The sequence below is a fragment of the Streptomyces sp. AK08-02 genome (assembly GCF_033795085.1).
Taxonomy (GTDB): domain Bacteria; phylum Actinomycetota; class Actinomycetes; order Streptomycetales; family Streptomycetaceae; genus Streptomyces; species Streptomyces echiniscabiei.
In genome coordinates this window covers 1-19,079 of record NZ_JARAZV010000036.1, presented here as the reverse complement: position 1 = coordinate 19,079, position 19,079 = coordinate 1, and the positions used below count along the sequence as shown (strand labels likewise).

Here is a 19,079-nt window from a genome sequence, read left to right as displayed (position 1 = left end):
GTCGCCCCTCAGAGACTCGTGTCGGCGTTCGCGCGCACGTCCCAATTGCGCTCGCCCGTGCGCTGGTTCTGCAGGCGCTCGATGTCGACGTGATGCAGCTTGCGGAACGCGCCGGGCAGCTCGCGGGCGAGTTCGCTCGCCTTCATCTGCAGGCGGTAGATGCCCTGCATGATCTCGATGATCCGAGGGTCGAGCGGCTGCTCGGCGTGGGCGCGGGCCGTCGAGATCTTCATCGCGTTCGCGATGTGTTCGAGGGCGTCGGGCAGCGCCGCGAAGTCGCGGCCGACCTGCATCATGCCGTCGGGCGTGTAGGTCGTGGCGACGCGTTCGAGTTCCATTGCGCCTGCAAGGAAGTGGTGTCCGCCGGACATGTGTCCTCCGTAGGTCGAGGGGGAACCGCCGGCGGTCGCCGGGCGGCGTACGAACGTGGCGACGGGCGGCGGCGCCGAGGCGACCGTCGGGCCCGTCATGGTCGGACCGCCCGCGGTACGGCGAGCGGCACGACGCTGTCGGCGGCGCTGCCATACGGCGCGCAGCGTGTCGAGGCCGGCTCGCCAACTGCGTTGCCACATCGCGGCAGCGATCCCGCCGAGCCCGGCAAGCGCCCCATCCCACAGCGCGCCGGCCGCGCGGCCGACTCGGCGAGCTGCTGCTCGGCGGGCGCGCTCGGTACCGCGCCACATCGCGCGGGCGGGGCGGGCAGTCCTGCGCCCGGCGCGGCCGATGCCGCGGGCGGCGGCAGCAACGCCTCGCGCCGTGCCTCGGATCGCGCGCCCCGTACCGGCCATGCCGCGGCGGGCGGCGCTCGCGGCGGGGCGCAGCATGCCGAGCCGGCTGCGGGTGAGGGGCGTGCGCTTCCTGGTCGACGACGTCGAGGGCGAGCCGTTCGCGTTGCCGGGGCGCCGATGACGACCGCCCGCGCCCGTGGGCGTGGGCATGCGGGGCGTTTTGAGCCGCCCCGCCCCGCGGCCGCCCAGCGAGCCGAGGGCGCCCCGTGGGGTGCGCCCCGCCCCGCCCCGCGATCCGGAGCCCGCCCCGTGGGCGCCGCCCCGGCGAGACGATCCGCCCCGCCCCGAGGCGCCCCGCCCCGTCGTGCCGCCGGACGCCCCGCCCCGAGCACGCCCTCGGCCCGCGCCGGACGCCCCGCCCCGAGTGCGCCCCGCCCCGGTCGTGGTGCGAGCGCGGACAGTGCGGCGGCGCTGCAGGACGCTGCCCGCCGCGAGGGCGACAGCCGTACCCGCGGCGGCCGCGAGCCCCATCGGGCCGGCTGCCTGATACGCGGCGGTCGCCATCACGGCGGTTCCGTTTCCGGCGCCGATGACGAGCGGTTCGATCGGTACACCGCGGCGGCGCGGGGCGCGCTGCCTCGGCTCGGTCTCGGCCGGCTCGGCAGCCGGTGCGGGCGTGGGTACGGGCGGCGCGGCGGCCGCCGGGTCGGGCGGTGCGGGCGCGGCCGCGGCGGGCGCGGGCGGTGCTGCGGTGTCTGACACCGGGGTTGCTCCTTCACTGCGACTGCGGTCGTGGTGATCGAGGGGTGTGCCTGCGGGCGGGTTGTGGCGGGTGAGAGGGGGGTGAGGGTGAACCGTGACTGCAGTTGCAGTCACAGTCAGACCGTCATGTGCCGGTCAGCGCGCGGACGTTGTCCGAGCCGCGTTCGGCGAGCTTCGGCTCTTTCCGCTCGATCTCGTCGCGCAGCTTCTGCGCGTGCCGTCGGGACGTATAGGGGTAGCCATCGAGGCTCTTGAGCAACGCGACGATCCGGCCCTCGCCGGGCCGTGCGTCGAGTTCGTCGTACAGCGCCCGGATCTTCCGCTTCACCGCGTCGCGGGTCGGCGGCCGCTGCTCGTCGCGCGGCGCCTCGTCCTCGTCGGCGGGGCGCTCCGGGGCGCCCTCGTCGTGCGGGGCGCCCTCGTCGGGGGCGCCCTGGTCGCCGCCCTCGTCTGCCTGCGGGGCGCCCTCGGCGTCGGGGGCGTCGCCCTGCGGGGCGCCCTCGGGTTCCGGGGCGGGGCGCCCGAGGGCGCCCTCGTTCTGCGGGGCGCCCTCGGCCGGGGCGCCCTCGTCGTCGGGGGCGGGGCGCTGCGGGGCGCCCTGCTCGGGGGCGGCCGGGGGCGAGGGCGGCAGCACCGGGGCGCCCTGCAGCGAGCGGGGCGCCGGGGCGCCCTCGCCCCACGCCGTGTCGTACCCGCCGACGAGCGGGGCGGGCGCGGTGTCGAGCACGCCCTCGACCGGGGCGAGGGGGCGCCCATACCGGGTGAGCCGCAGCGCGAGCACGGCCTCGAACGGTGCCTTCGAGCGCCACCTGCGCCCGTACCGGTGCCGCAGCCGAGCGCGCTCGGTCAGCCGCTCTTGTTCGAGGGCGATCACCTGCTCGTACGACCGCAGTTCCCACAGCTTCATACGCCGCCACAGACGGAACGTCGAGATCGGGTCGAGCAGCCACCGCGACAGGCGTACCGACTCCATGTGCTTCGCGGCGCTGATGTCCGCGGCGATCCCGATCGCGTGCCGCGCCGCCTCGACGACGACCACGAACAGGACCGGGATCACGGCGTGCATGCCGACGCCGATCGGGTCGGGCCACGCGGCAGCGCCGTTGAACGCGATCGTCGCGACTGTCAGCAGCCACGCGGTTTGGCGCAGCAGCCCGAGCGGCATACGCAGCCATGTGAGCAGCATGTCGAGGGCGAGCAGCACCAGAATCCCGGCGTCGAGACCGATCGGGAAGAGCAGCGCGAACGCCCCGAAGTGCTTCGCTTCCGCGAGGGCGCGAACCGCGGCGTACGAGCCGATGAACCCAATCAGGGCGATCACGGCAGCGCCGAGGGCAACGCCGGCGATGAGCCTGCGCTGCAGGGTGGTGAGCTGCGGTCGGTCACGCTCGGGTTCGGTGTGACGCTCGCCGTTACTATCAGCCACGGATCGGCCCTCTGCTTGACGGTTGGGGGCACGGTCCGCCCCGACCATGTGGCGTTCGCGGCGCCGGCCGGGGCTTTCCGGTTGTGCAGGTTCGAAGGTAGGTGAACCTGCTTTACAGTGTCAACAAGGTTAGGGCAGGATGAGCGCCATGCCAGAGCGGGAAGAGCCGCGGACAGGGGACGCGGGCGAGGGGGAACCGAGGTTGGGGAACATGTCGCAAGTCGCCGCCGAACTCGGCGTATCGCGGCAGACCGTGCACAACTGGCGACGCGCGCACGACGACTTCCCGCAGCCGCGCCGCCGACCCGGCAGCACCCGTGACGAGTGGGACCTCGACGAGGTACGCCGCTACTGGGATACCCGCGACCTGCGCCCCGGCGCCCGGACCGACCTTCGCGACGACGAGCAGTAGCCGACCGCCTGCCAACGACCGGGCCCCCGACCGCGACGAGATCGCGACCGGGGGCCCTGTTGCGTTCGCGGTGAGCAGCTACGCGACCGCCTGCCGTGCACGAGCTGCTGCCCGCTGCCGCGCCCGCGCCTCGGCCCGCTTCCGGCGCCGCTCGGCTGCGTCGAGGGCGACCTGCAGCGCGGCGAGCTGCTCGGGGCGCGACCAGGTACGGCGGCCGCCGTCGAGCCCGACCGGCGCCGAGCACTCCGGACCGGCGCAGGTGACGACGTCGTCGAGCCCGCCCCCGCTGTGCATGGTCAAGTCGCCACCGCAGTAAGGGCACGGCCGACCGTCCATCACGACCGAGTACCGCTCGCCGACCCCGCCGATCGTCCGCTCGATCCGGCGCGCAGCCTCGCGGGCGACGAGCGCGATCCGGGCACGGTGCAGGCTGCTGATCGGCTTACAGGCGCCGGTGTGCCCCTCGATCCGGGCGAGCAGCCACTCGGCGGCACGTACCGCCGACCGGTCGCCCATGGTGAACGACCAGCGGTACGGGCTCGCGGCATCCTCGGCGGCGAGCCGGTCACGGCGGCCGCGGTCGGCAGCCGCGACTTGTGCCTCGCGCAGCGTGGCGTACCCGGAGTGCTTCACGGCCGGCATGGGCGCGAGGGGCGCGACCTGCACCTCGGCGGCGATCTCGTCGGCGAGCGAGCACAGCGCGACCTCGACGGCACGGCACGCGTCGACGACGTACAAGCGCAGCGGCACCGGTCGCTCGCCGAGCCCGAGCCCGTCGCGGTCGGCGCGCGGGATGTGGGCACGCCCCTCGCCGACGTAGTCGCAGTGCAGGCACTCGTACTGCGGCCGGCCGTGCTCGTCGGTGTGGGTGACGAGGTGCTGAGCGTGCTTGAGGGCGAGCACCATCTCGTCGCGGTCGTGGTCGTCGAGAGTGCGCAGGTACTCGCCCTTGCCCATGGCGGGCGGCCACGTGCCGGGGGTCGAGGTGTCGATCAGGTCGCGCATGCTGGTCCAGTGGTCGAGAACGATCTGCAGGTCGTCGGCGGTGCCGCGGCGGGCGGTGTGCTGCATGGTGAGCGCTCCTGTGGTGCAGGTGGGGCGTAGGCTGATCACACCGCGAAGGGGAACGGGGCGCCCGGTGCTTGCCGGCTTGGGGCGCCCCTCCGTCGTGTCAGGCGGCCGTACGGCGCCGCTTCTCCCGAGCCCGTCGACGAGCCGCGCGCAGCTCGCCGCGCGAGAACACGCCGTGACGCTCGTTCGGCTGCGAGGGCGGCCGGCAGTCGACGGGGCTGAACTCGACCCATCCCTGCGCGTCCCATACGTAGTTCCGGTACCGGTGCATCCCGCGGTGCCCGCGGCGGTAGGCGCAGCGCCAGTGCCGGTATCCGCCGCCTGCCTCGTCGGTGCGCGGGCAGTGGTTGCAGTACCCGCGGATGCGGGCGAGGGCGTCGTGCACGCGGTCGTGCCACACCTTCCGATAGATGCGCAGCCTCATGAGCCGTTCCTCTCTCGCTGGTTGTCGGCGGCGGGCTCGGTGCTCGGCATGAACCGGGCGATCTGCCGCATTGCGCGAGCCTCGACGAGATCCCACGCGCGAGCGGCGTCGGCGAGGATGCTGCGCCGCAGCCGCATGACGTCGTGGTGCGCGTTGACCGCCTCGGGCAGCGACGTCGCCTCGGGCAGATCGAGGCGGCGCTCGATCCGGCCCACGGCGGCACGGTCGAGGATCGCGTCGAGTTCGGCGAACTGCCGTGCGTCGAAGTGCGGGTGCCGGTGCCGCCACGCGCGAACCTCGTCGAGTGCGGCGATCAGGTAGCCGGCGGCCGGGGTGGCGGCGGTGGTCGGGTTGTCCACGGAGTTCCTCACAGTCTGTGGATGGCGGGCGGGCTACAGGGGCGGTAGGTCGTGCAGCTTGCGACCCTCGCCGGACGGCTTGCGCTTGCGGGTGACGGGCGTCGCGTACGCGTCGAGCGGGTCGTCGCGCTGCGGCGGTCCGTGCAGCGCGACGAACGCGGCGGCGAGCTGCTCGTCGCTGAGTCCTTCCAGTTGCTCGATGTCGTCCTCGTCGAGGTCGGCAAAGTCGTCGTGGTCGTGCGGGGTCATGCCGCCTCGCCGGCACCGGTGTTGAGCCACGGCGCGAGGGCGCCGAGCACGGTGTCGATCCGGGCGTCGGTGCGGTCCGCGATGCACCTGCACTGCGCGGTGCGCTCGCACTTCGGGCACCGAACGGGGCGGCGCAGCGCGTGTTCGAGAACCCGGCGTACGACCAGCGGGGCGGCGACCACCTTATCGCCCACGCCCGTGGGCGTGGGCACGACGAGCTGCTGTTCGTCCTGGTCGACGAGCACGATCTCGGTCGCGCCCTGGTGCCCATGGATGAACTCGACGGAGACGCGGCCGCGGTCCCAGAACACGGCGCTCGGGTGCTCGCCGCGCCACCGGATGTTCGCGGTTCCGTCCGGCCACAGCACGCCGTCGGCGACGTTCCCGTCGCCGCTCACTCCGCTCACGTCGTGGTGTCGGCGAACGGTGAAGCGGAGCGGCACGAGCTGCTGATCGGGCCGTACGACACGGCGCCCGGTGAGTTCGAGGGTGGCCTCGTCGAGCAGCGCTCGCGCGGCCTCGTCGTCGACGACACGGCGGGCGAACGCGAGCAGTGCCTCGACGGCGGTCATCTTGGTGTCGGTCATCGCTGTACTTCCTTGTCGGTCGGCGGGGCGTACTTGTCGAGGACGGCGGACGCGACGGCAGCCACGAGGAACACGGCGGCGCACGCGGCCGTGACCATGGCGGCGATACCGAGGTATCCGACGGCGGCGGGCTCGGTCATTCGGCGCACACCCCCTGTCGGTAGCGGAAGTTCACGCCGTAGCCGTGCTCGTGGTCGATCTCGGCGACGGCGGCCGTAAGTGCGGCGAAGTGTCGGGCGGCGTCGGGGTCTGGCCCGACGCGCCGCTGCTCGCGGGCCGTCCGGGCGCCGCCGAACGTGCCGTCGGGCACGGTCTCGGCGAGCAGCGGTTTCCCCCTCATACGGTTGCCTCGCTCTCTTGGGGTACGACGCGAGCGGCCTCGCGCGCTGCCCGCATCGCTTCGCGGGCTCGCCGGTACTCGTCGTTCGGGCAGCCGGCCGGGATCGGGTCCGAGCCCGCCATGAGTTCCGGCCACGCGACCGGCTCGTAACCGCCGCGGCGCACGCCCTCGCGTTCGGCGCGCAGCGCTGCCCGGTAGCCGGGGATGTTGTCGGGGTCGAGGTGCGGGTGCGCGTTCGGCTCGAAGGTGCCGACGTGCCGGTCGAGCCGGCGGCGTGCCTCGGTGCGCCACCGGGCGGCGATGTCCTTCGGCATGACCGGCCACGCCGACTCGGCGTAGTGCTCGCCGATCGCCCGGCCGGCGAAGTCGAGGGGGACGTCGCGCAGGATCGCCGCCCACATCGTGAGCTGCGCAGCCTGTTCGGTCTCGTTCACCCTCACGACGCGGTCGTCAACGAGGGCGACTTGCGACAACAGGTCGAGGGTCTCGTCAAGGGTCACGACGCGGTACCTCCGTTCATGCGCTCGCGCAGCCGGTCGAGTCCGGCGCGCTGCTGCTGTGACTTGGTCATGGGCTGCTGTGCGAAGGGGACGACGACCCCGCCCGGACCCTGCGCAGCCTCGGTGCGCTCGTTCTCGGCCCACTGCTGCCAGCGGCCGCCGAACCCGGCGGCGCGCACCTGGTCGTCGAGCATCCGCTGCCGGAACTTGCGGGTGACGACGTCGAGTTGCTGCGGGGTGAGCTGCTCGCGGCCGGTGTCGGCGCGGGCGAGCTGCGCGGCCTGCACGTCCTCGTCGCTCGGCTGCCAGTCGGCGGCGATCTGAGAGAGAGCTGCCCGGCCTCGCGCACCACCTGCAGGCGCCTCTCTACCTGCACCCCCCTCATGGGAGGGGCGGGGAGGGGAGGGGTTCACGCCCGCGCGAGTCCCCGTGCTGTCCCCAGGGGACGCAGCGCCGTGACCTGTGTAGTCGTCATTTTCCGGCATGCGATCCGTCGACGAATCGTCGACGAATCCGCCGCCGTTCTCATCCCAGTCGCCGCCGAACCGGCCCCGGTAGGCGCCCGGATCCTGTCCGGCCCGCTGCTTCCGCTTCTTCTCCGCGGCCCGCTCGCGCTTCGCGAGGACGTCACGCCGCGAAGGGTTGTAGATCAGATAGTCATGGATCACGTAGTCACCTGCAGCCGGCTGCAGGCACTTCGGGTGCGAGCAGTCGTGCCCCGCGGTGTGCCACAGCCCGACGGCGACGAGCTTCGTGATCTGTGGCTTCGAGCCGTACATCTTCGCGATGTCGCCGGACACGATGCCGTCGGTCAAGTGTCGGGCTGCATACGCACCCGTACGCGCCCACAGTCCGATCGCTGCGTTTCCGGCGGCGACGAACTTCGGGTGGCTGTCGGCGTTGTCGTCAACGACAAACCATGGCATCGGGGTTCTCCTATCCGAGGGTGAGCTGTCCCTCGGGAACCGAGGTCGTACGGGGGCGGCGCCCACCACGCCCGCGCCCGTGGGCGTGGGCGCCAGTGCCGGGGGGCGCCGTGCACTGATGGTCGATCACGTGCGGGCGGGTGCACTCCGCCTTGCGTCGGTGGCAGTCGGCCCACTGCAGATCGGGCACGCCCGCCGCGGTGCGCACACACCAGTCGAGCCGGTTCGGCTCGCGCAGCTTCGCGGCCGCCGCCGCGGTCAGCTCGTCGGCGTCGGCGGTCACATAGAGCGCCGCCCGGTTGCCGACGAGCTGCCGCAGTACGGTGCGGCCGCAGCGGCAGCGCACCCGGCGTGCGCCGCCACTGCTGCTCGGGGGTCGTGTCACCCGAACTGCTCGACCCGACCGCCGCGGCGTTCCTTGGCTGCGCGCTTGCGTTCCTCGTCCGCCTCGAACTCTTCCTCGGTCGGGTGCGCGGCGAGCAGCCGGTCGACCATGGCGTCGACGTCCTGCGAGCCGGGCCCGATCTCGTCGAGAGTGCCGTTCATCTTGCGCTGCCGGTACATGGCGCGCATGACCTCGCGAAGCTGCCTGATCTGGTCGCCCTCGGTGGCGACCTCGGCGAGCTTGACCCTGAGTTTCACCTGCGGGTCTTTGTCCTCGCCGGCGGCGTGACCGGTGTACGTCGTGCTCGCGAACTCGACGACGGCGACGATCCGGGCGCCGGGCGCCTCGAACAGTCCGCGGCGCAGGATCGCGGGAATCGCCTGCTGCAGCATCGCGGCGGCGCCGTCGAGCTTCACCTCGACCTCGGCGTCTTTGTCCAACTTGGGCATGGTGGTTCACTTCCTCTTTTTGTTCATGGACCGCTTGAGCGCCTCGTACTGGCGTGCAGCCTCTTGTCTGACCTCGGGGATCGGGCACTCGTCTCGGCGGTGCCGGCTGTAGCGGACGGCGAGCAGCTCGACCTCGGCGTATCCGACGGCGTCCTCGGCGTGCCCGCACGGGCACGAGTAGTCGCCCGAGGCGAGGCTCTTCGCCTTGCTGCTGTCGAGGCGGACCCGTATCCCGTAGCCGGGATGCGGGTTGCCGATCGTCGGCCCGATCCCGTTCACGGCTGCTCGCCGCCGAGGGCGTCGACCTCGTCGTCGTCGAGCAGACCGCAGCCGCGCCAGTGCTCGACGAGGTCGCCCTGATTGGGTACCGGCTGGACCGGCCGCGAGGTCGCCGTGATGATCTCGTCGGCGGACCGGCGGCGAGGCTTCACGGCCGTGCCGGGGATCGTCGGGGCGCCGGGCGCGACGCTGCTGCGCCTCACGCGGCCGCGCCCATCACATACCGCTGCACGTACGCGTCGGGCCAATCCGCCTTGCCGAGGGCGTCGCGCTGCGCCTGCGGCATCGTGAAACGCGGCAGCCCGCACCAGTCGTAGCCGGCCGCGCGCAGCCACCATGCGTCGGCCTGGTCGGCGCCCTTGTCGTTCTCGAACTGCGCGCCGTCGGCGAGGAACGCGGCCGCCGTCATGTCCTCTTTCGAGGCGCCGCCGTTGTCGGCCGCGTACTTCTTCAGCGTCGCCGGGCTCACGTACGCCCACGGCACGTCGGCGTCGAGCAGCAGTGCTTGCACGACGCCGTGCAGGGCGGCGATCGGCTTGAGTGACTTCGGGTGCATGCGGGTCGGCAGATCTTCGATCACGGCGAGGTGCGGCCGGTGCTCGGCGACCTCGGCGATCAGGGCGCCGCGGATGTGCAGCAGCCGGCGCGGGCCGTCCTTCTGCCGGGTCCGGATCCGGAACGTCGAGCCGTCCGGGCGGCACACGCCGGTCGAGGTGATCGACAGGTCGAGCCCCATCACGCGGAACTCGTCGGGGCTGCCGGTGCGGTGGTCGTCGAGCAGCAGCTCGTCGCCCACGGCGATCAGGCCGGGGATCGTGATCGTGTCCGTCATGCCGCACCGCCCGAGCGCGGGCTGATCGGTCCGTACAGGACTCGAACCAGCGACAGCGGCATGACCTCGCCGTCGTCCTCGGCCCGCAGCAGCGGCTCGCCGAACTGCCCAGTCGAGCCGTGCCACTTCCACTCGCGCTCGAACCCGTCGCCCCACAGCAGCGACAGATCGAACGAGTCGCCGCGCGGGTCGCGCCACACGCCGCGGTCGCGGTCGAGGCGGCCGCCGCGCGGGTCGGCCGGCTCGTCCTCGCGCGGCCGGTCGTGCTGCTCGGCCGGCTCCGGGGTGCAGACGAGCGGGCCGTGTTCGGCGTCGAGCCGCTCGGCGATCCCGCGCAGCAGCTCGGCGGCGAGCGCCTTGCACACGCCCGAGGTGCGCACGGTGTACGAGCCGTCGCGCTCGACCGCGACCACGATCGCGGCGTTGCCGTTGCGGTCGACGTCGAACCCGATGATGTTCCGGTCGGTCATGCGAGTGCCCCCTCGGCGGTCGGCTCGACCCACGGGCGCAGCGGCCACGCGCCGTCGACGACGGCGTTCGGGTCGGTCTTGCGGAAGTGCTTTTCGAGCCCGGCCGCCTGCTCGGCCGCCCACTCGATCTGTGCGGCGTGCAGCTCGGCGAGCGTGAGGTCGCGGAACGGGATGAACGACACCCGGCGCTCGGCGCGCACGTGCTCGGGCCAGTCGACGCGCCGCATGTGCGCGAGCGTCGAGATCCGGCGGGCGATCTGCGCGGCGGCGATCGCGTCGTACGAGCAGCCGTGCGCCGCCTCGTCGTCCCACGGCACGCCGTAGAACTGCGCGAGCGTGATGAGCTGCCGGGCGCCCTGCGTCTCGCTCACGCGCTTGCGGTACGGCACGGCCCGCTGATCGAGCACCCGCGTGTCGATCACGTGCAGCGGGACGTCGCCGAGCCGGTCGTGCAGCGTCGGCAGCTCGTACCGGCGGCACTCGCGGTCGAGCAGCGTGAGGTCGTACGACACGTTGTGCCCGACGATCGCCGCCCCGCCCATGGCGACCTGCGCGGCGAGTTCGGCCGCGACCTCGCTAACGACCTGCACGGCCGGGGCGCCGTGCTCGCGGGCGTGCTCGGTGCTGATCTTGTGGACGTCGAACGCCTCGGCGGGAATCTCGACGCCGGGGTCGGCGAGCCACTCGCCCCCCTCGGGCTCGAAGCTGCCGCCGCGGGCGTGTACGGCGGCAGTCACGATCCGGTCGTTCTCGACGTCGACGCCGGTCGTCTCAAGGTCGAACGCGGCCCATCGGCCGAGGTACCACGTCATCGGCGTGCCCCCGATCCGGGCTGCGCCGCCGTCGGCCACGCGGACCGGGCGGGCTCGGCCGGCGGTTCCTCGGCGCCGGGCTCGTCACCCTCGCCGAGCACCTCGACGTCGTACACGCCGTCGTCGTCGGGGCCGAGTTCGTCGCCCCCGTCGTCGTCCTGGTCGCCGACCTCGCCGGTCTGCGGGTCGATCCCCTTGTCGATGTCCTCGGCGATCCGCATGAGGTCTTTCGACAGCTCGTCGGACCCATCGCGGGCGACGTGCCCGGCACGGTTCGCCCGGTGCCACACGTCGCGAACGTCGGCGGCCGTACGGCACGCGCGGGCGTCGGCGAGGTAGTCGGGCAGCTCGGCGGGCGCGGCCTCGATCGCGGGCCGGTTGAGGCTTGCCGGATCGAGGGCGGCCGCCGTGCTGATCGGACCCGTAAGGGCGTGCCTCAACTTCGGCAGCGACGGCACGATCATGATCACTTGGAACTGCTTGGTCTTGCCCTTCCGCAGTGCCTTGCGCTGCTCGATCCACATGCGGACGGGCATCATGCCCTTGCCGCCCGTCGCCTGCAGCACGGTGTCGAGCCCGCCGGCGAGCGCGTCGGCCGCGTAATACGACTTCGTCTCGATCCGCCACACGCCGAGGTCGGGCAGGTCGGGCAGGAACACGCCGACGCGGGACGTCGGGCGGCACACCTCGTCGGCGGGACGCTCGTGCCAGTCGTCGCCGTACCGCGCGAGGCAGATACACGCGTCGCCCGACAGTCGCTCGGTCACGCCGTCGCAGCGCCGCGAGCAGCCGCCGCCCGTCCACATCTCGTACGACTGATCGAGCGGGTCGCCGGCGGGCAGGATCGCCCGCAGCTCGCTCGCCTCGGTGATGACCCGCCACTGCGCAACAGGCTGCCCCTGCGGCGTCCACTGCTCGACCCGGCCGCCGTACAGCTCGGCCGCGGCCGCGACGTACTCGCGCGAGTGCGAGCTGAGAATGAACGTCTTGGACTTGACCGGGATCGGCCGCCCGTTCGGCTTCGGGTTGGGCCGGCTGTAGCCGGTGCGGATACGGCCGAGTTCGGCCGCCTGCCGCTTCATGGTCATGATGCGCGATCCCATGGGTCACGCTGCCTTTCGGTTGGATGCGCCCGGCGCCCACGGCGGATCGATCGCCGGGTACGCGCTCGGGGCGTCGTGCAGATAGCGGGAGGTTTCGAGGGCGCCGAGGAACGCCCGGAACTGCGCCCGACCGGACGGCACTTCAATGAACCGGCGACTACGCGGCCGCAGGTTCAGCAGCGCCGTACGGTGCACCCGCGGCGCCGGCTCGCTGCTGTCGTCCGGCAGCAGCCACTCGGGGGCGTGCCGCAGGGCGGCGAGCTGCAGCGGCTGATCGTCATAGACCGTGCTCGCCGGCTTCTTGGCGCTCGTCTTGTAGTCGATGAGCCAGAGCTGCCGCCGCCGGAACCGGCCGGTCGGCAGCCACAGCCACAGATCGCCCGTACCGGCGTAACCGCGCTTGCGGTGCATCACGGTCGTCTCGACCGCCTCGACGTCGTGCTCGAAGTCGACGCGCCACAGCCGGAACCACGCGGCGAGCTGCACCGCGAACGGCTCGACCTCGGGGTCGTACGGGAAGGGGGTATTCAGCACGAGCGACACGGCCCGCAGGTGCACGCGCGTGCCGAGGTCGCGAGCCTGGTCGGTGTACTCCCTCGACACAGCGACGAGTTCACGGCGCAGCGCGGTCGGCTCGGTACGCGCCCGGCGGGCGGTCGCGATCGGGTCGGCGATGACCGCGTCGGCAGTGAGACCGGCCGCCCACGGCACGAGCGCCGGTTTCGCGATGCTGCCGAGCGCGTTCGTGACGCTGATCAGGTCCGGCCCCCCGGCGGGGTCGGTGTAGTACCGACCCCGCTCGGTGTCGTGGGCCCACTTCGGGTCGGTCACCGCAGATCACCCGCCCAAGCAACCTGCAGACCGGCCGGGCGCACGGTGCACAGGCACGGCAGGAACTCGGGGTACTCGCAGGGCAGCGCGTGCCGGTGAGTGGACTCGCCCTGTCGCGGCACGCTGCCGCGGGTGTCCTTCTCACGCGTGAGCGCGTCGCCCTCGATCTGATCGAGCAGCCGGTCGGCCGCCGGCGCCCCGTACCCGACACGCATGAGGGCGGCGTGCACCTCGTCGCGGGCGGTCACTCGGCACCCCCCGCACGGTGCGCACGGATCCGGGCATCGTGGCGTTCCCGTTCGAGCCGGGCGACGTCGGCGGCCATGTCGAGCGCCTCGTCGAGCCCGTACGCGAATGCCTCGGCTCGCCCGACGTCGGCGACGTACTGCCACCCGTCCGGGTCGAGCCACGCCCGCAGACCGGACACCGCGCCGTCGGTGACTGCCCACCGGTCCGAGCCGGCCGACTCACGCTGCACGACGACCTCGCCGTACCCGCCGCCGAGCCCCTCGGGCAGCGGCACGCGGAACTCGACGGCGAGGTCGAGCTGCGCCGCGAGGTGCTTCACGTACTGCGCGAGCACCCACGGTTCGGCGCCGTCGAGGTCCCACCGGTCCGGGTTGGTCATGGTGGCGAGCACGTCGTCGGCGAGCTGCCGGTACGACTGCGCGTCGAGAACGAGGCTCGACGGGTTCAGATCGTCGCCGAGCAGCTCGCGGCGGGTGCGCGCGACCGCCTCGTCGATCGCCGCCTTACGCCCAAGCTGTCCGGCGATCACGGCGAAAAGCATGTGCTGCAGCGCCTCTTGCGCGTCGCGGGCGCGAGCCCCCGCGCGGTCGGCTGCCCAGCCTCGACCCTGCGCGCGCTGGTAGGCCATGCGCCACGCGCGCCGGTACCGGTCGCGTTCGGTGCGCAGCCGCTGCACCTCGGGGTCGCTGTTGAGGATCTCGGCGCGCTGTGCGTCGAGCAGCGCGTCGGCGGCGTCGCGGTGTTCTTCCGAGCAGTACGCGACCGGCCGCCCGTCGCAGTAGTCGCGATCGACCCGCCCGTACATGTCGCGCGGGGCGTTCTTGCTGTACCAGCCAGTGAACTGCGTCTCGTGGCAGTACCCGCACTTGCTGATGTAGTTGGTCATGCGGTCTCACCCGCCTCGCGGTCGGCGTTCAGCAGCTCGACGAGGTACTCGACGAGCGGCGGGTCGACCGCGATGATCGGCTCGGGACAGCAGCCGAACGCCGACGGGTCTTCCGACTCGATGTGGTCCTCGTCGGTGCACACGGGGCCGATCGCGTTCGGTCCCTCGGGACTGTTGCCGAGGAACGTCGCGCGCCACTCGGGCCGGTCGCTGCCGGTCGTCCGCTGCAGGAACTCGGCGGCGGTACGGCGGGCGTCGTCGAGGCGGCTCACGCTGCCTCACCCACCTTGGCGAGCTGCGGAATCCCGCGCTCGGTACGGAACTCGGCGATCGCCGCCTCGCAGCACACGGGCTCGCCCTCGACGCTGTGCGCGTCCTGGTTCGTCGAGCTGTCGAGCGCCTCGTCGGCGGTCAGCACCTCCCACCGCAGCCGGCAGTGCGAGCACGTGTGCGTCTCGGTGCACTGCACGGTGACCTCGTCGACCTGCGGGCGCTTCCGCAGCTCGGCCGCGATGTCCTCGCAGCGACGGCGGTAGTCGCCCTCGACGTCGCTACTCGCGAGGCTGTCACTCATGGACAGGAACCCCCCGAAGCTGCCGAGGCGGCGGGGCAGCACTGCGACCGTGATCGGCCCGCTCGGGGCGACGAACTCGGCGAGGTCGTCGAGCCCGGTGAGCCCGAGGTCGGCGGGGCGGCGCGGCTTGAGAGTGACCATCACGCGCCACTCGTCGCGATACGTCTGCTTCACGCGGCCGCACCCCTCTCGGCGTGCTGCTGCGAGGCGGTCGCCCGACGGTCCGCGAGAGAGCGCAACTGCCCGGCGAGGCTGAGCACGAGCAGCCGCTCGGCGAGGCGCCCGCACTGCCGGCCGTAGACCGGCAGCTTCGTGCGCACCTCGGCGACGAGGTCATCGACGAGCCCCTCGAACGGCAGATCTTGCGGCCGCTCGATCAGGTGCGGGTCACGGGCCTGCATGTCGACGAGCCCGTCGAACCGGTCGAGAAACCGGTCGGTGAGCAGCGCCTCGACGACGTCGGTCACGACGCGCTGCACGAACGGCTCGACGTCGAGCGTCACGCCCGTGGGGATCGGCTCGGTCGTGATGCGGTACGGCCCGTCAACGGGCGTATTGGGCGCGGTCATCGGGAACCCCCGGCAGAAGAAGCGAGCAGCAGAGCGATCGCGGCGAGCGCGATGATCACGGCGGAAATGACGTTGCCGGTCACGAGCGGACCGCCGTCCGGTCGCCGAGCCGGCCGTGCAGCTCGCCGTACAGGCCGGGCACGCCGACCCCGACGAGGCGGGCACGGACACCGCCGTACGTGCAGCGGACGACCATCGCGACGCCGGTCGAGTCGCCGCGGGCGTCGCCGGCGCCGAGGGCGTGCATCCACTGCTTCCAGTCGGCGAGCGACTGCGGGTGTACGACGAACGTCACCTCGCCGCCGGCCGCGGACACGGCCGGCTCGCCGGGCATCCCGTCGACCTGCGCCCGCGCGGTGTCGGCGGCACGCTTGGCCTTGCTGCACTCGGCGAGGGCGGCGACGGCGGCCGGGCTCGGCGCGGGCCGGTTGCGGCCGGGCCTCGCGAACGGGTCGGCGAGGGTGAGCAGCCGGGCGTCGTCGAGCGCCTGCGCGGCGTCGAGGGCGGGGTCGCCCGAGGTGCCGTGCACGATCGCCGCGGCGATGATGCGGGCCGCTCGCTCGACGGTCGAGGTCGTCATGCCGACACCTCGTCCTCGGCGCCGCGGAACTGCGCGGGCACGAACTCGTCGTGCACGAGGGCGACGTGTACGCGGATCCGGACGGTCGAGCCGTCGGCCCGCTGCGGCGTCTCGGTGCGCAGCGACCACAGCGACGCGCCGTCGAGGGCGGGCGCCCGGTTGACGTCGCCGCCGAGGGCGAACACCCACGCCGCGAAGTCCTCGCCGCCCGCGACGATGACGTGTACGCCGTCCTCGCGGACCAGCGGCGACCGCACGGTCGGCAACATCAGGTAGTCGATCGCCGCCTCGACCGCCGCGAGCTGCGGGTCGATCTTCGGGGCGAGCGCCGTACGCAGGGGGATAGGCTGTGCGCTCAAGGCACGTGCCTCGCTTTCTGTGTTGAGTGGGGAGCGAGCCGACAGGGGTCGTTCCGGATGCCGGTCCGGGCCGGCCCCGACTCGCGTCCGGGGTCTGTCAGGCGGCGGCCGAGCCGGGGCGGTACCCCGCGAGCTGCTGCTGCGCCTCGGCCCGCTTCTTCGCCTTCGTGGCCTCGCTCTTGGCGCGGCGGGCGGCCGCCGACTTGAGGGCGAGCGCGGTGTAATGGGCGCTGCGCAGCGACTCGGCGATCTGTTCGATCTGCTGCTCGGTCGCGTCCGGGTGCTTCTCTCGCGCCATGTCGACGAACCGCGTGTGGTGCGACGCCCTACGGGCGGCGGCGGTACGGGCCGACCTGTTCGAGGTGTTCGCCCAGCTCATGTGAGCCGCGAACCTCATCTGCTGCGACCGCTCGCTCGTGTTCACGTCGTTCTGCCCCTTCCTCGGGATGACTGCCCACGCCCATGGGCGTGGGCAGTGGGTCGTAAAAAAGAGCGTCGCGGCGTACGTCGAGCGCCTCGCATATGCGGTCGGCAACGTCCTCGGTGACCGAAGGGCGTTCACCCGACAGCAGTGCGCCGATCTTGCTCTTCGAGACGCCGACGGCGTCGGCGAGCTTCCGGATATCCACCGAGCTACCGCCCGGCGCCCAGGTCATCAGCCCGCGCAGTACGTCACTGTCGGTCAGATAGAGCCGGGCATGGGTCATGTGTGCGCCTCCGCTTAGCTGCCCACGATCGTGGACAGCCCCAGTAGAGCACATCGTTCGAACGGTGTCCACGATCGTGGGCACCTTATGAGGGGGTTAAGAATCAGCCGAGCATGCGCCCCGGCCCTCCACAACTGCCCTCGATCGTGGACAATGACGCACAGGCAAAAATGGTTGTACGGCCTGACCTGCGAATTTGCTTATTCGCCCGGTTTTGGGCGTGGACACATTGAGACTGGAGAGGCGGAGGGATGCCAGAGCAGCGGAACGCGCTCACGGAACTCGTGAAGGCGCATGTCGGCGCGGGGCGGCGCATGTCCACACGAGAGCTTGCGGCCGTTGCTGTGGACCCGGACACCGGTTGGTCGCCGAGTAAGAGCCTTGCCGCGAAGATCATCGGCGACCAGGGGTACGACGTCACGCCTCAACTCGTGGGCGCGCTCGCTGTCGGGCTCGGGCTCGACCGGGCGATCGTGGCGGCCGCGGCGCACCTGCAGGTGATCGGTTACACCGAGGTCGAGTTGGCGAGCGGGGCGCCGGCCGTCCTGCTCCGCATCATCGGCGATGCGGACGGACCCACCGATAAGGCGCAAGCGGTAGCCGAACGCTGGGATGCCGAAAAGTAAGCGGTCACTCGATCGGGTGACGCTTCGGTGAAGCGGTGTTTAGCCTGCCGCTTTCTGGTCACGAGATCACCCGCTGTTGCTGGTGATACGCCCTGTGTTTACGGCTCGCGTCGTCGTAGAGTGATCGAACCTCGCGCGTGTCGAACGCCGGTTCGATTAGTGTGCGCTGAATCGAACGGCGGGAACAGGGGGTCAAGTGACAGATGTGCGAGTGGAACAGGTCGAACTCGACCGAGGCCTGCCGATGATGTATCGGGACTTCGGGAGGTACGTCCGGCTCGCTCACGATCCCCAGCAGATCGACGAGGCTTCGGCGCTCGCACTCCTGTGCCTACGCATGCCGCAGCTCGTCGGGAACCTCACCGTGCAGCGAGAGTCGTAACCCCCCACACGGCTGCACACGTACGCCCCGGCATCCGGCTCGCCGACGAGCCGGGCACCGGGGCGCAGTTCTTGCTCAGACGATCCGGTCCGCCGGACTGAGGCGAGCGTGAGCCGCGCGGGCGCGCTCGGAGCCGGCCGACGCCGCATACCGTGACAGCATCTGCCGCGAACTCCACCCGGTGATGCGCATCAGGTCGTCCTCGTTCCCGCCGTTCACCTTCCACAGGTGCGCGAACGTGTGCCGGAACTGATGGGGGTGGATCGGATCGATCCCGGCCTCGGCACACCGCCGCTTGAGCATGGTCCCCACGCCCCAGATGGTGAGCCGGTTCCCCTTCCCGCGGTCGGCCCACCACAGCCACATCTCCTCGTGGAGCGCCTTGCCCTTGTGCTTCGCGGCCGCCCGCAGGTACCGGTCGAGGGCGGTCGCGGTCGCTCGGCCGAACGGCACGGATCGCCACTTGTCTTTCTTGCCGAGGACGCGCAGCACCATCAGGTCGAGGTCGAGGTCGGCGACCCTGCGGTCGGTGAGTTCGGACAGCCGCACGCCCGTGTCGAGGAACAGCAGCAGGATCGCCGTGTCTCGCCGGTCGGCGTACGTCTTGCCCCTGCACGTCTTGAACAGCTTCACGAGGTCGGCCTCGGGGATGACGGGCACCTCGGTCTCGGTGACCGTCGGGGGCTTCATCGTCCGCATGGGGGTGCGGTCGATCTCTTCCTCGTCAAGTAGCCAGTTGAAGAAGGTTTTCAGCGCCCGGAAGTGCTGGTGTGCGTTCGACGCCGACGTTCGCTTGATCGTGGCGGCGATGTACGCCTGCACGTGCTCGCGGTGCACCTCGTCGAGGTCGGTCGGCGCAGGCCGGCCAGGGGTGCCGTCGTCGTCGGCAACCGGGTGATACCCGTCTTCCTCGTCGAGCAGGAACCACGCGAACGAATTGACCGCGTGTGAGTAGATCCGAATCGTGTTGTCGCTCTTGTTCTCCGACTTGAGGGCGCGCAGCCATGACGCAGCCATGGGCCCGATGTTGTAGCGCTCATCTGCCATGAGAACACCCTGTGCCCACGATCGTGGACAGTCAAGGCGCTTGGCCCGAAAGCGATGTGCGTAGGTCGGGAAAAGAAAAAGACCAGCGTTTCCGCTGGTCAGAGGGTGTTTGCGCCCCCGGCAGGACTCGAACCTGCGGCCAAGCGCTTAGAAGG

At 71.9% G+C, this 19,079-nt stretch carries 33 protein-coding genes; 3 read left to right on the top strand and 30 right to left on the bottom strand.

Features of this window, described 5'->3' with window-relative positions:
- Positions 1 to 8 precede the first annotated feature (8 nt).
- Together PV734_RS45110 and PV734_RS45105 are read right to left on the bottom strand one after the other, a co-directional pair.
- Complete coding sequence (locus PV734_RS45110) at positions 9 to 1,490, bottom strand: hypothetical protein (RefSeq protein ID WP_319295078.1); 1,482 nt, start codon at positions 1,488 to 1,490, stop codon at positions 9 to 11.
- A gap of 124 nt (positions 1,491 to 1,614) precedes the next feature.
- Positions 1,615 to 2,916, bottom strand: a complete 1,302-nt coding sequence (locus tag PV734_RS45105) for a DUF2637 domain-containing protein (protein WP_415924382.1) — start codon at positions 2,914 to 2,916, stop codon at positions 1,615 to 1,617.
- 211 nt (positions 2,917 to 3,127) lie between these two features.
- Between PV734_RS45105 and PV734_RS45100 the strand changes: the two genes are divergently transcribed.
- A complete protein-coding gene (locus PV734_RS45100) occupies positions 3,128 to 3,328 on the top strand; it encodes a helix-turn-helix transcriptional regulator (protein WP_319295076.1) in 201 nt (66 codons plus the stop codon).
- A 78-nt stretch (positions 3,329 to 3,406) separates the two neighbouring features.
- Here PV734_RS45100 and PV734_RS45095 read toward each other — a convergent pair whose 3' ends face one another.
- The 27 genes from PV734_RS45095 to PV734_RS44965 form a co-directional block, all read right to left on the bottom strand.
- Positions 3,407 to 4,399 carry a hypothetical protein gene (locus PV734_RS45095; RefSeq protein ID WP_319295074.1) on the bottom strand — a complete coding sequence of 331 codons (993 nt, stop codon included), beginning with the start codon at positions 4,397 to 4,399 and terminating at the stop codon, positions 3,407 to 3,409.
- A gap of 100 nt (positions 4,400 to 4,499) precedes the next feature.
- Positions 4,500 to 4,823: a hypothetical protein gene (locus PV734_RS45090; protein ID WP_319295072.1), complete on the bottom strand. Its 324-nt coding sequence runs from the start codon at positions 4,821 to 4,823 to the stop codon at positions 4,500 to 4,502.
- Positions 4,820 to 5,182: a hypothetical protein gene (locus tag PV734_RS45085; protein ID WP_319295070.1), complete on the bottom strand. Its 363-nt coding sequence runs from the start codon at positions 5,180 to 5,182 to the stop codon at positions 4,820 to 4,822. The genes PV734_RS45090 and PV734_RS45085 overlap by 4 nt, the downstream gene beginning before the upstream one ends.
- Positions 5,183 to 5,215: 33 nt before the next feature.
- Positions 5,216 to 5,431 carry a hypothetical protein gene (locus PV734_RS45080; protein ID WP_319295068.1) on the bottom strand — a complete coding sequence of 72 codons (216 nt, stop codon included), beginning with the start codon at positions 5,429 to 5,431 and terminating at the stop codon, positions 5,216 to 5,218.
- Complete coding sequence (locus PV734_RS45075) at positions 5,428 to 6,018, bottom strand: hypothetical protein (protein WP_319295066.1); 591 nt, start codon at positions 6,016 to 6,018, stop codon at positions 5,428 to 5,430. The genes PV734_RS45080 and PV734_RS45075 overlap by 4 nt, the downstream gene beginning before the upstream one ends.
- The gene (locus PV734_RS45070; RefSeq protein ID WP_319295064.1) at positions 6,015 to 6,158 is read right to left on the bottom strand and encodes a hypothetical protein; all 144 of its coding nucleotides are present in this window, start codon (positions 6,156 to 6,158) and stop codon (positions 6,015 to 6,017) included. Before PV734_RS45070 ends, PV734_RS45075 begins: the two co-directional genes overlap by 4 nt.
- Complete coding sequence (locus tag PV734_RS45065; RefSeq protein ID WP_319295062.1) at positions 6,155 to 6,358, bottom strand: hypothetical protein; 204 nt, start codon at positions 6,356 to 6,358, stop codon at positions 6,155 to 6,157. Before PV734_RS45065 ends, PV734_RS45070 begins: the two co-directional genes overlap by 4 nt.
- Positions 6,355 to 6,858 (bottom strand): hypothetical protein, encoded by a 504-nt coding sequence (locus PV734_RS45060; protein WP_319295060.1) that lies wholly within the window; start codon positions 6,856 to 6,858, stop codon positions 6,355 to 6,357. Before PV734_RS45060 ends, PV734_RS45065 begins: the two co-directional genes overlap by 4 nt.
- Positions 6,855 to 7,784 (bottom strand): hypothetical protein, encoded by a 930-nt coding sequence (locus PV734_RS45055; RefSeq protein WP_319295058.1) that lies wholly within the window; start codon positions 7,782 to 7,784, stop codon positions 6,855 to 6,857. The genes PV734_RS45060 and PV734_RS45055 overlap by 4 nt, the downstream gene beginning before the upstream one ends.
- Positions 7,785 to 7,794: 10 nt before the next feature.
- Positions 7,795 to 8,169 carry a hypothetical protein gene (locus PV734_RS45050; protein ID WP_319295056.1) on the bottom strand — a complete coding sequence of 125 codons (375 nt, stop codon included), beginning with the start codon at positions 8,167 to 8,169 and terminating at the stop codon, positions 7,795 to 7,797.
- Positions 8,166 to 8,618 (bottom strand): hypothetical protein, encoded by a 453-nt coding sequence (locus tag PV734_RS45045; RefSeq protein WP_319295055.1) that lies wholly within the window; start codon positions 8,616 to 8,618, stop codon positions 8,166 to 8,168. The genes PV734_RS45050 and PV734_RS45045 overlap by 4 nt, the downstream gene beginning before the upstream one ends.
- 6 nt (positions 8,619 to 8,624) lie before the next feature.
- Complete coding sequence (locus PV734_RS45040; protein ID WP_319295053.1) at positions 8,625 to 8,897, bottom strand: hypothetical protein; 273 nt, start codon at positions 8,895 to 8,897, stop codon at positions 8,625 to 8,627.
- Positions 8,894 to 9,100, bottom strand: a complete 207-nt coding sequence (locus PV734_RS45035; protein ID WP_319295051.1) for a hypothetical protein — start codon at positions 9,098 to 9,100, stop codon at positions 8,894 to 8,896. The genes PV734_RS45040 and PV734_RS45035 overlap by 4 nt, the downstream gene beginning before the upstream one ends.
- The gene (locus PV734_RS45030; protein ID WP_319295049.1) at positions 9,097 to 9,729 is read right to left on the bottom strand and encodes a hypothetical protein; all 633 of its coding nucleotides are present in this window, start codon (positions 9,727 to 9,729) and stop codon (positions 9,097 to 9,099) included. Before PV734_RS45030 ends, PV734_RS45035 begins: the two co-directional genes overlap by 4 nt.
- Positions 9,726 to 10,199, bottom strand: coding sequence for a phiSA1p31-related protein (locus PV734_RS45025; protein ID WP_319295047.1), 474 nt, complete (start codon positions 10,197 to 10,199; stop codon positions 9,726 to 9,728). Before PV734_RS45025 ends, PV734_RS45030 begins: the two co-directional genes overlap by 4 nt.
- Positions 10,196 to 11,011 carry an exonuclease domain-containing protein gene (locus PV734_RS45020; RefSeq protein WP_319295045.1) on the bottom strand — a complete coding sequence of 272 codons (816 nt, stop codon included), beginning with the start codon at positions 11,009 to 11,011 and terminating at the stop codon, positions 10,196 to 10,198. The genes PV734_RS45025 and PV734_RS45020 overlap by 4 nt, the downstream gene beginning before the upstream one ends.
- Positions 11,008 to 12,114, bottom strand: a complete 1,107-nt coding sequence (locus PV734_RS45015) for a hypothetical protein (protein ID WP_319295043.1) — start codon at positions 12,112 to 12,114, stop codon at positions 11,008 to 11,010. Before PV734_RS45015 ends, PV734_RS45020 begins: the two co-directional genes overlap by 4 nt.
- Before the next feature lie 3 nt (positions 12,115 to 12,117).
- Complete coding sequence (locus PV734_RS45010; protein WP_319295041.1) at positions 12,118 to 12,945, bottom strand: hypothetical protein; 828 nt, start codon at positions 12,943 to 12,945, stop codon at positions 12,118 to 12,120.
- Positions 12,942 to 13,193: a hypothetical protein gene (locus PV734_RS45005; protein WP_319295040.1), complete on the bottom strand. Its 252-nt coding sequence runs from the start codon at positions 13,191 to 13,193 to the stop codon at positions 12,942 to 12,944. The genes PV734_RS45010 and PV734_RS45005 overlap by 4 nt, the downstream gene beginning before the upstream one ends.
- Positions 13,190 to 14,080, bottom strand: a complete 891-nt coding sequence (locus tag PV734_RS45000; RefSeq protein WP_319295038.1) for a hypothetical protein — start codon at positions 14,078 to 14,080, stop codon at positions 13,190 to 13,192. The genes PV734_RS45005 and PV734_RS45000 overlap by 4 nt, the downstream gene beginning before the upstream one ends.
- Positions 14,077 to 14,352 carry a hypothetical protein gene (locus tag PV734_RS44995; RefSeq protein WP_319295036.1) on the bottom strand — a complete coding sequence of 92 codons (276 nt, stop codon included), beginning with the start codon at positions 14,350 to 14,352 and terminating at the stop codon, positions 14,077 to 14,079. Before PV734_RS44995 ends, PV734_RS45000 begins: the two co-directional genes overlap by 4 nt.
- Complete coding sequence (locus PV734_RS44990) at positions 14,349 to 14,828, bottom strand: hypothetical protein (protein ID WP_319295034.1); 480 nt, start codon at positions 14,826 to 14,828, stop codon at positions 14,349 to 14,351. The genes PV734_RS44995 and PV734_RS44990 overlap by 4 nt, the downstream gene beginning before the upstream one ends.
- A complete protein-coding gene (locus PV734_RS44985; RefSeq protein WP_319295032.1) occupies positions 14,825 to 15,223 on the bottom strand; it encodes a hypothetical protein in 399 nt (132 codons plus the stop codon). The genes PV734_RS44990 and PV734_RS44985 overlap by 4 nt, the downstream gene beginning before the upstream one ends.
- A 79-nt stretch (positions 15,224 to 15,302) precedes the next feature.
- Positions 15,303 to 15,803, bottom strand: coding sequence for a hypothetical protein (locus tag PV734_RS44980; RefSeq protein WP_319295030.1), 501 nt, complete (start codon positions 15,801 to 15,803; stop codon positions 15,303 to 15,305).
- Positions 15,800 to 16,162, bottom strand: coding sequence for a hypothetical protein (locus tag PV734_RS44975; protein WP_319295028.1), 363 nt, complete (start codon positions 16,160 to 16,162; stop codon positions 15,800 to 15,802). Before PV734_RS44975 ends, PV734_RS44980 begins: the two co-directional genes overlap by 4 nt.
- Before the next feature lie 97 nt (positions 16,163 to 16,259).
- Positions 16,260 to 16,460, bottom strand: coding sequence for a hypothetical protein (locus PV734_RS44970; protein ID WP_319295026.1), 201 nt, complete (start codon positions 16,458 to 16,460; stop codon positions 16,260 to 16,262).
- 28 nt (positions 16,461 to 16,488) lie between these two features.
- Complete coding sequence (locus tag PV734_RS44965; RefSeq protein ID WP_319295024.1) at positions 16,489 to 16,869, bottom strand: helix-turn-helix transcriptional regulator; 381 nt, start codon at positions 16,867 to 16,869, stop codon at positions 16,489 to 16,491.
- Between the two features lie 251 nt (positions 16,870 to 17,120).
- On the opposite strand from PV734_RS44965, the gene PV734_RS44960 reads away from it, so the two are divergent.
- Together PV734_RS44960 and PV734_RS44955 are read left to right on the top strand one after the other, a co-directional pair.
- Complete coding sequence (locus tag PV734_RS44960) at positions 17,121 to 17,495, top strand: hypothetical protein (RefSeq protein ID WP_319295022.1); 375 nt, start codon at positions 17,121 to 17,123, stop codon at positions 17,493 to 17,495.
- A gap of 196 nt (positions 17,496 to 17,691) precedes the next feature.
- Entirely contained in the window at positions 17,692 to 17,877 is a 186-nt protein-coding gene (locus PV734_RS44955) for a hypothetical protein (protein WP_319295020.1), read from the top strand.
- Between the two features lie 75 nt (positions 17,878 to 17,952).
- Here PV734_RS44955 and PV734_RS44950 read toward each other — a convergent pair whose 3' ends face one another.
- Entirely contained in the window at positions 17,953 to 18,924 is a 972-nt protein-coding gene (locus tag PV734_RS44950) for a tyrosine-type recombinase/integrase (protein WP_319295018.1), read from the bottom strand.
- Between the last annotated feature and the right edge of the window lie 155 nt (positions 18,925 to 19,079).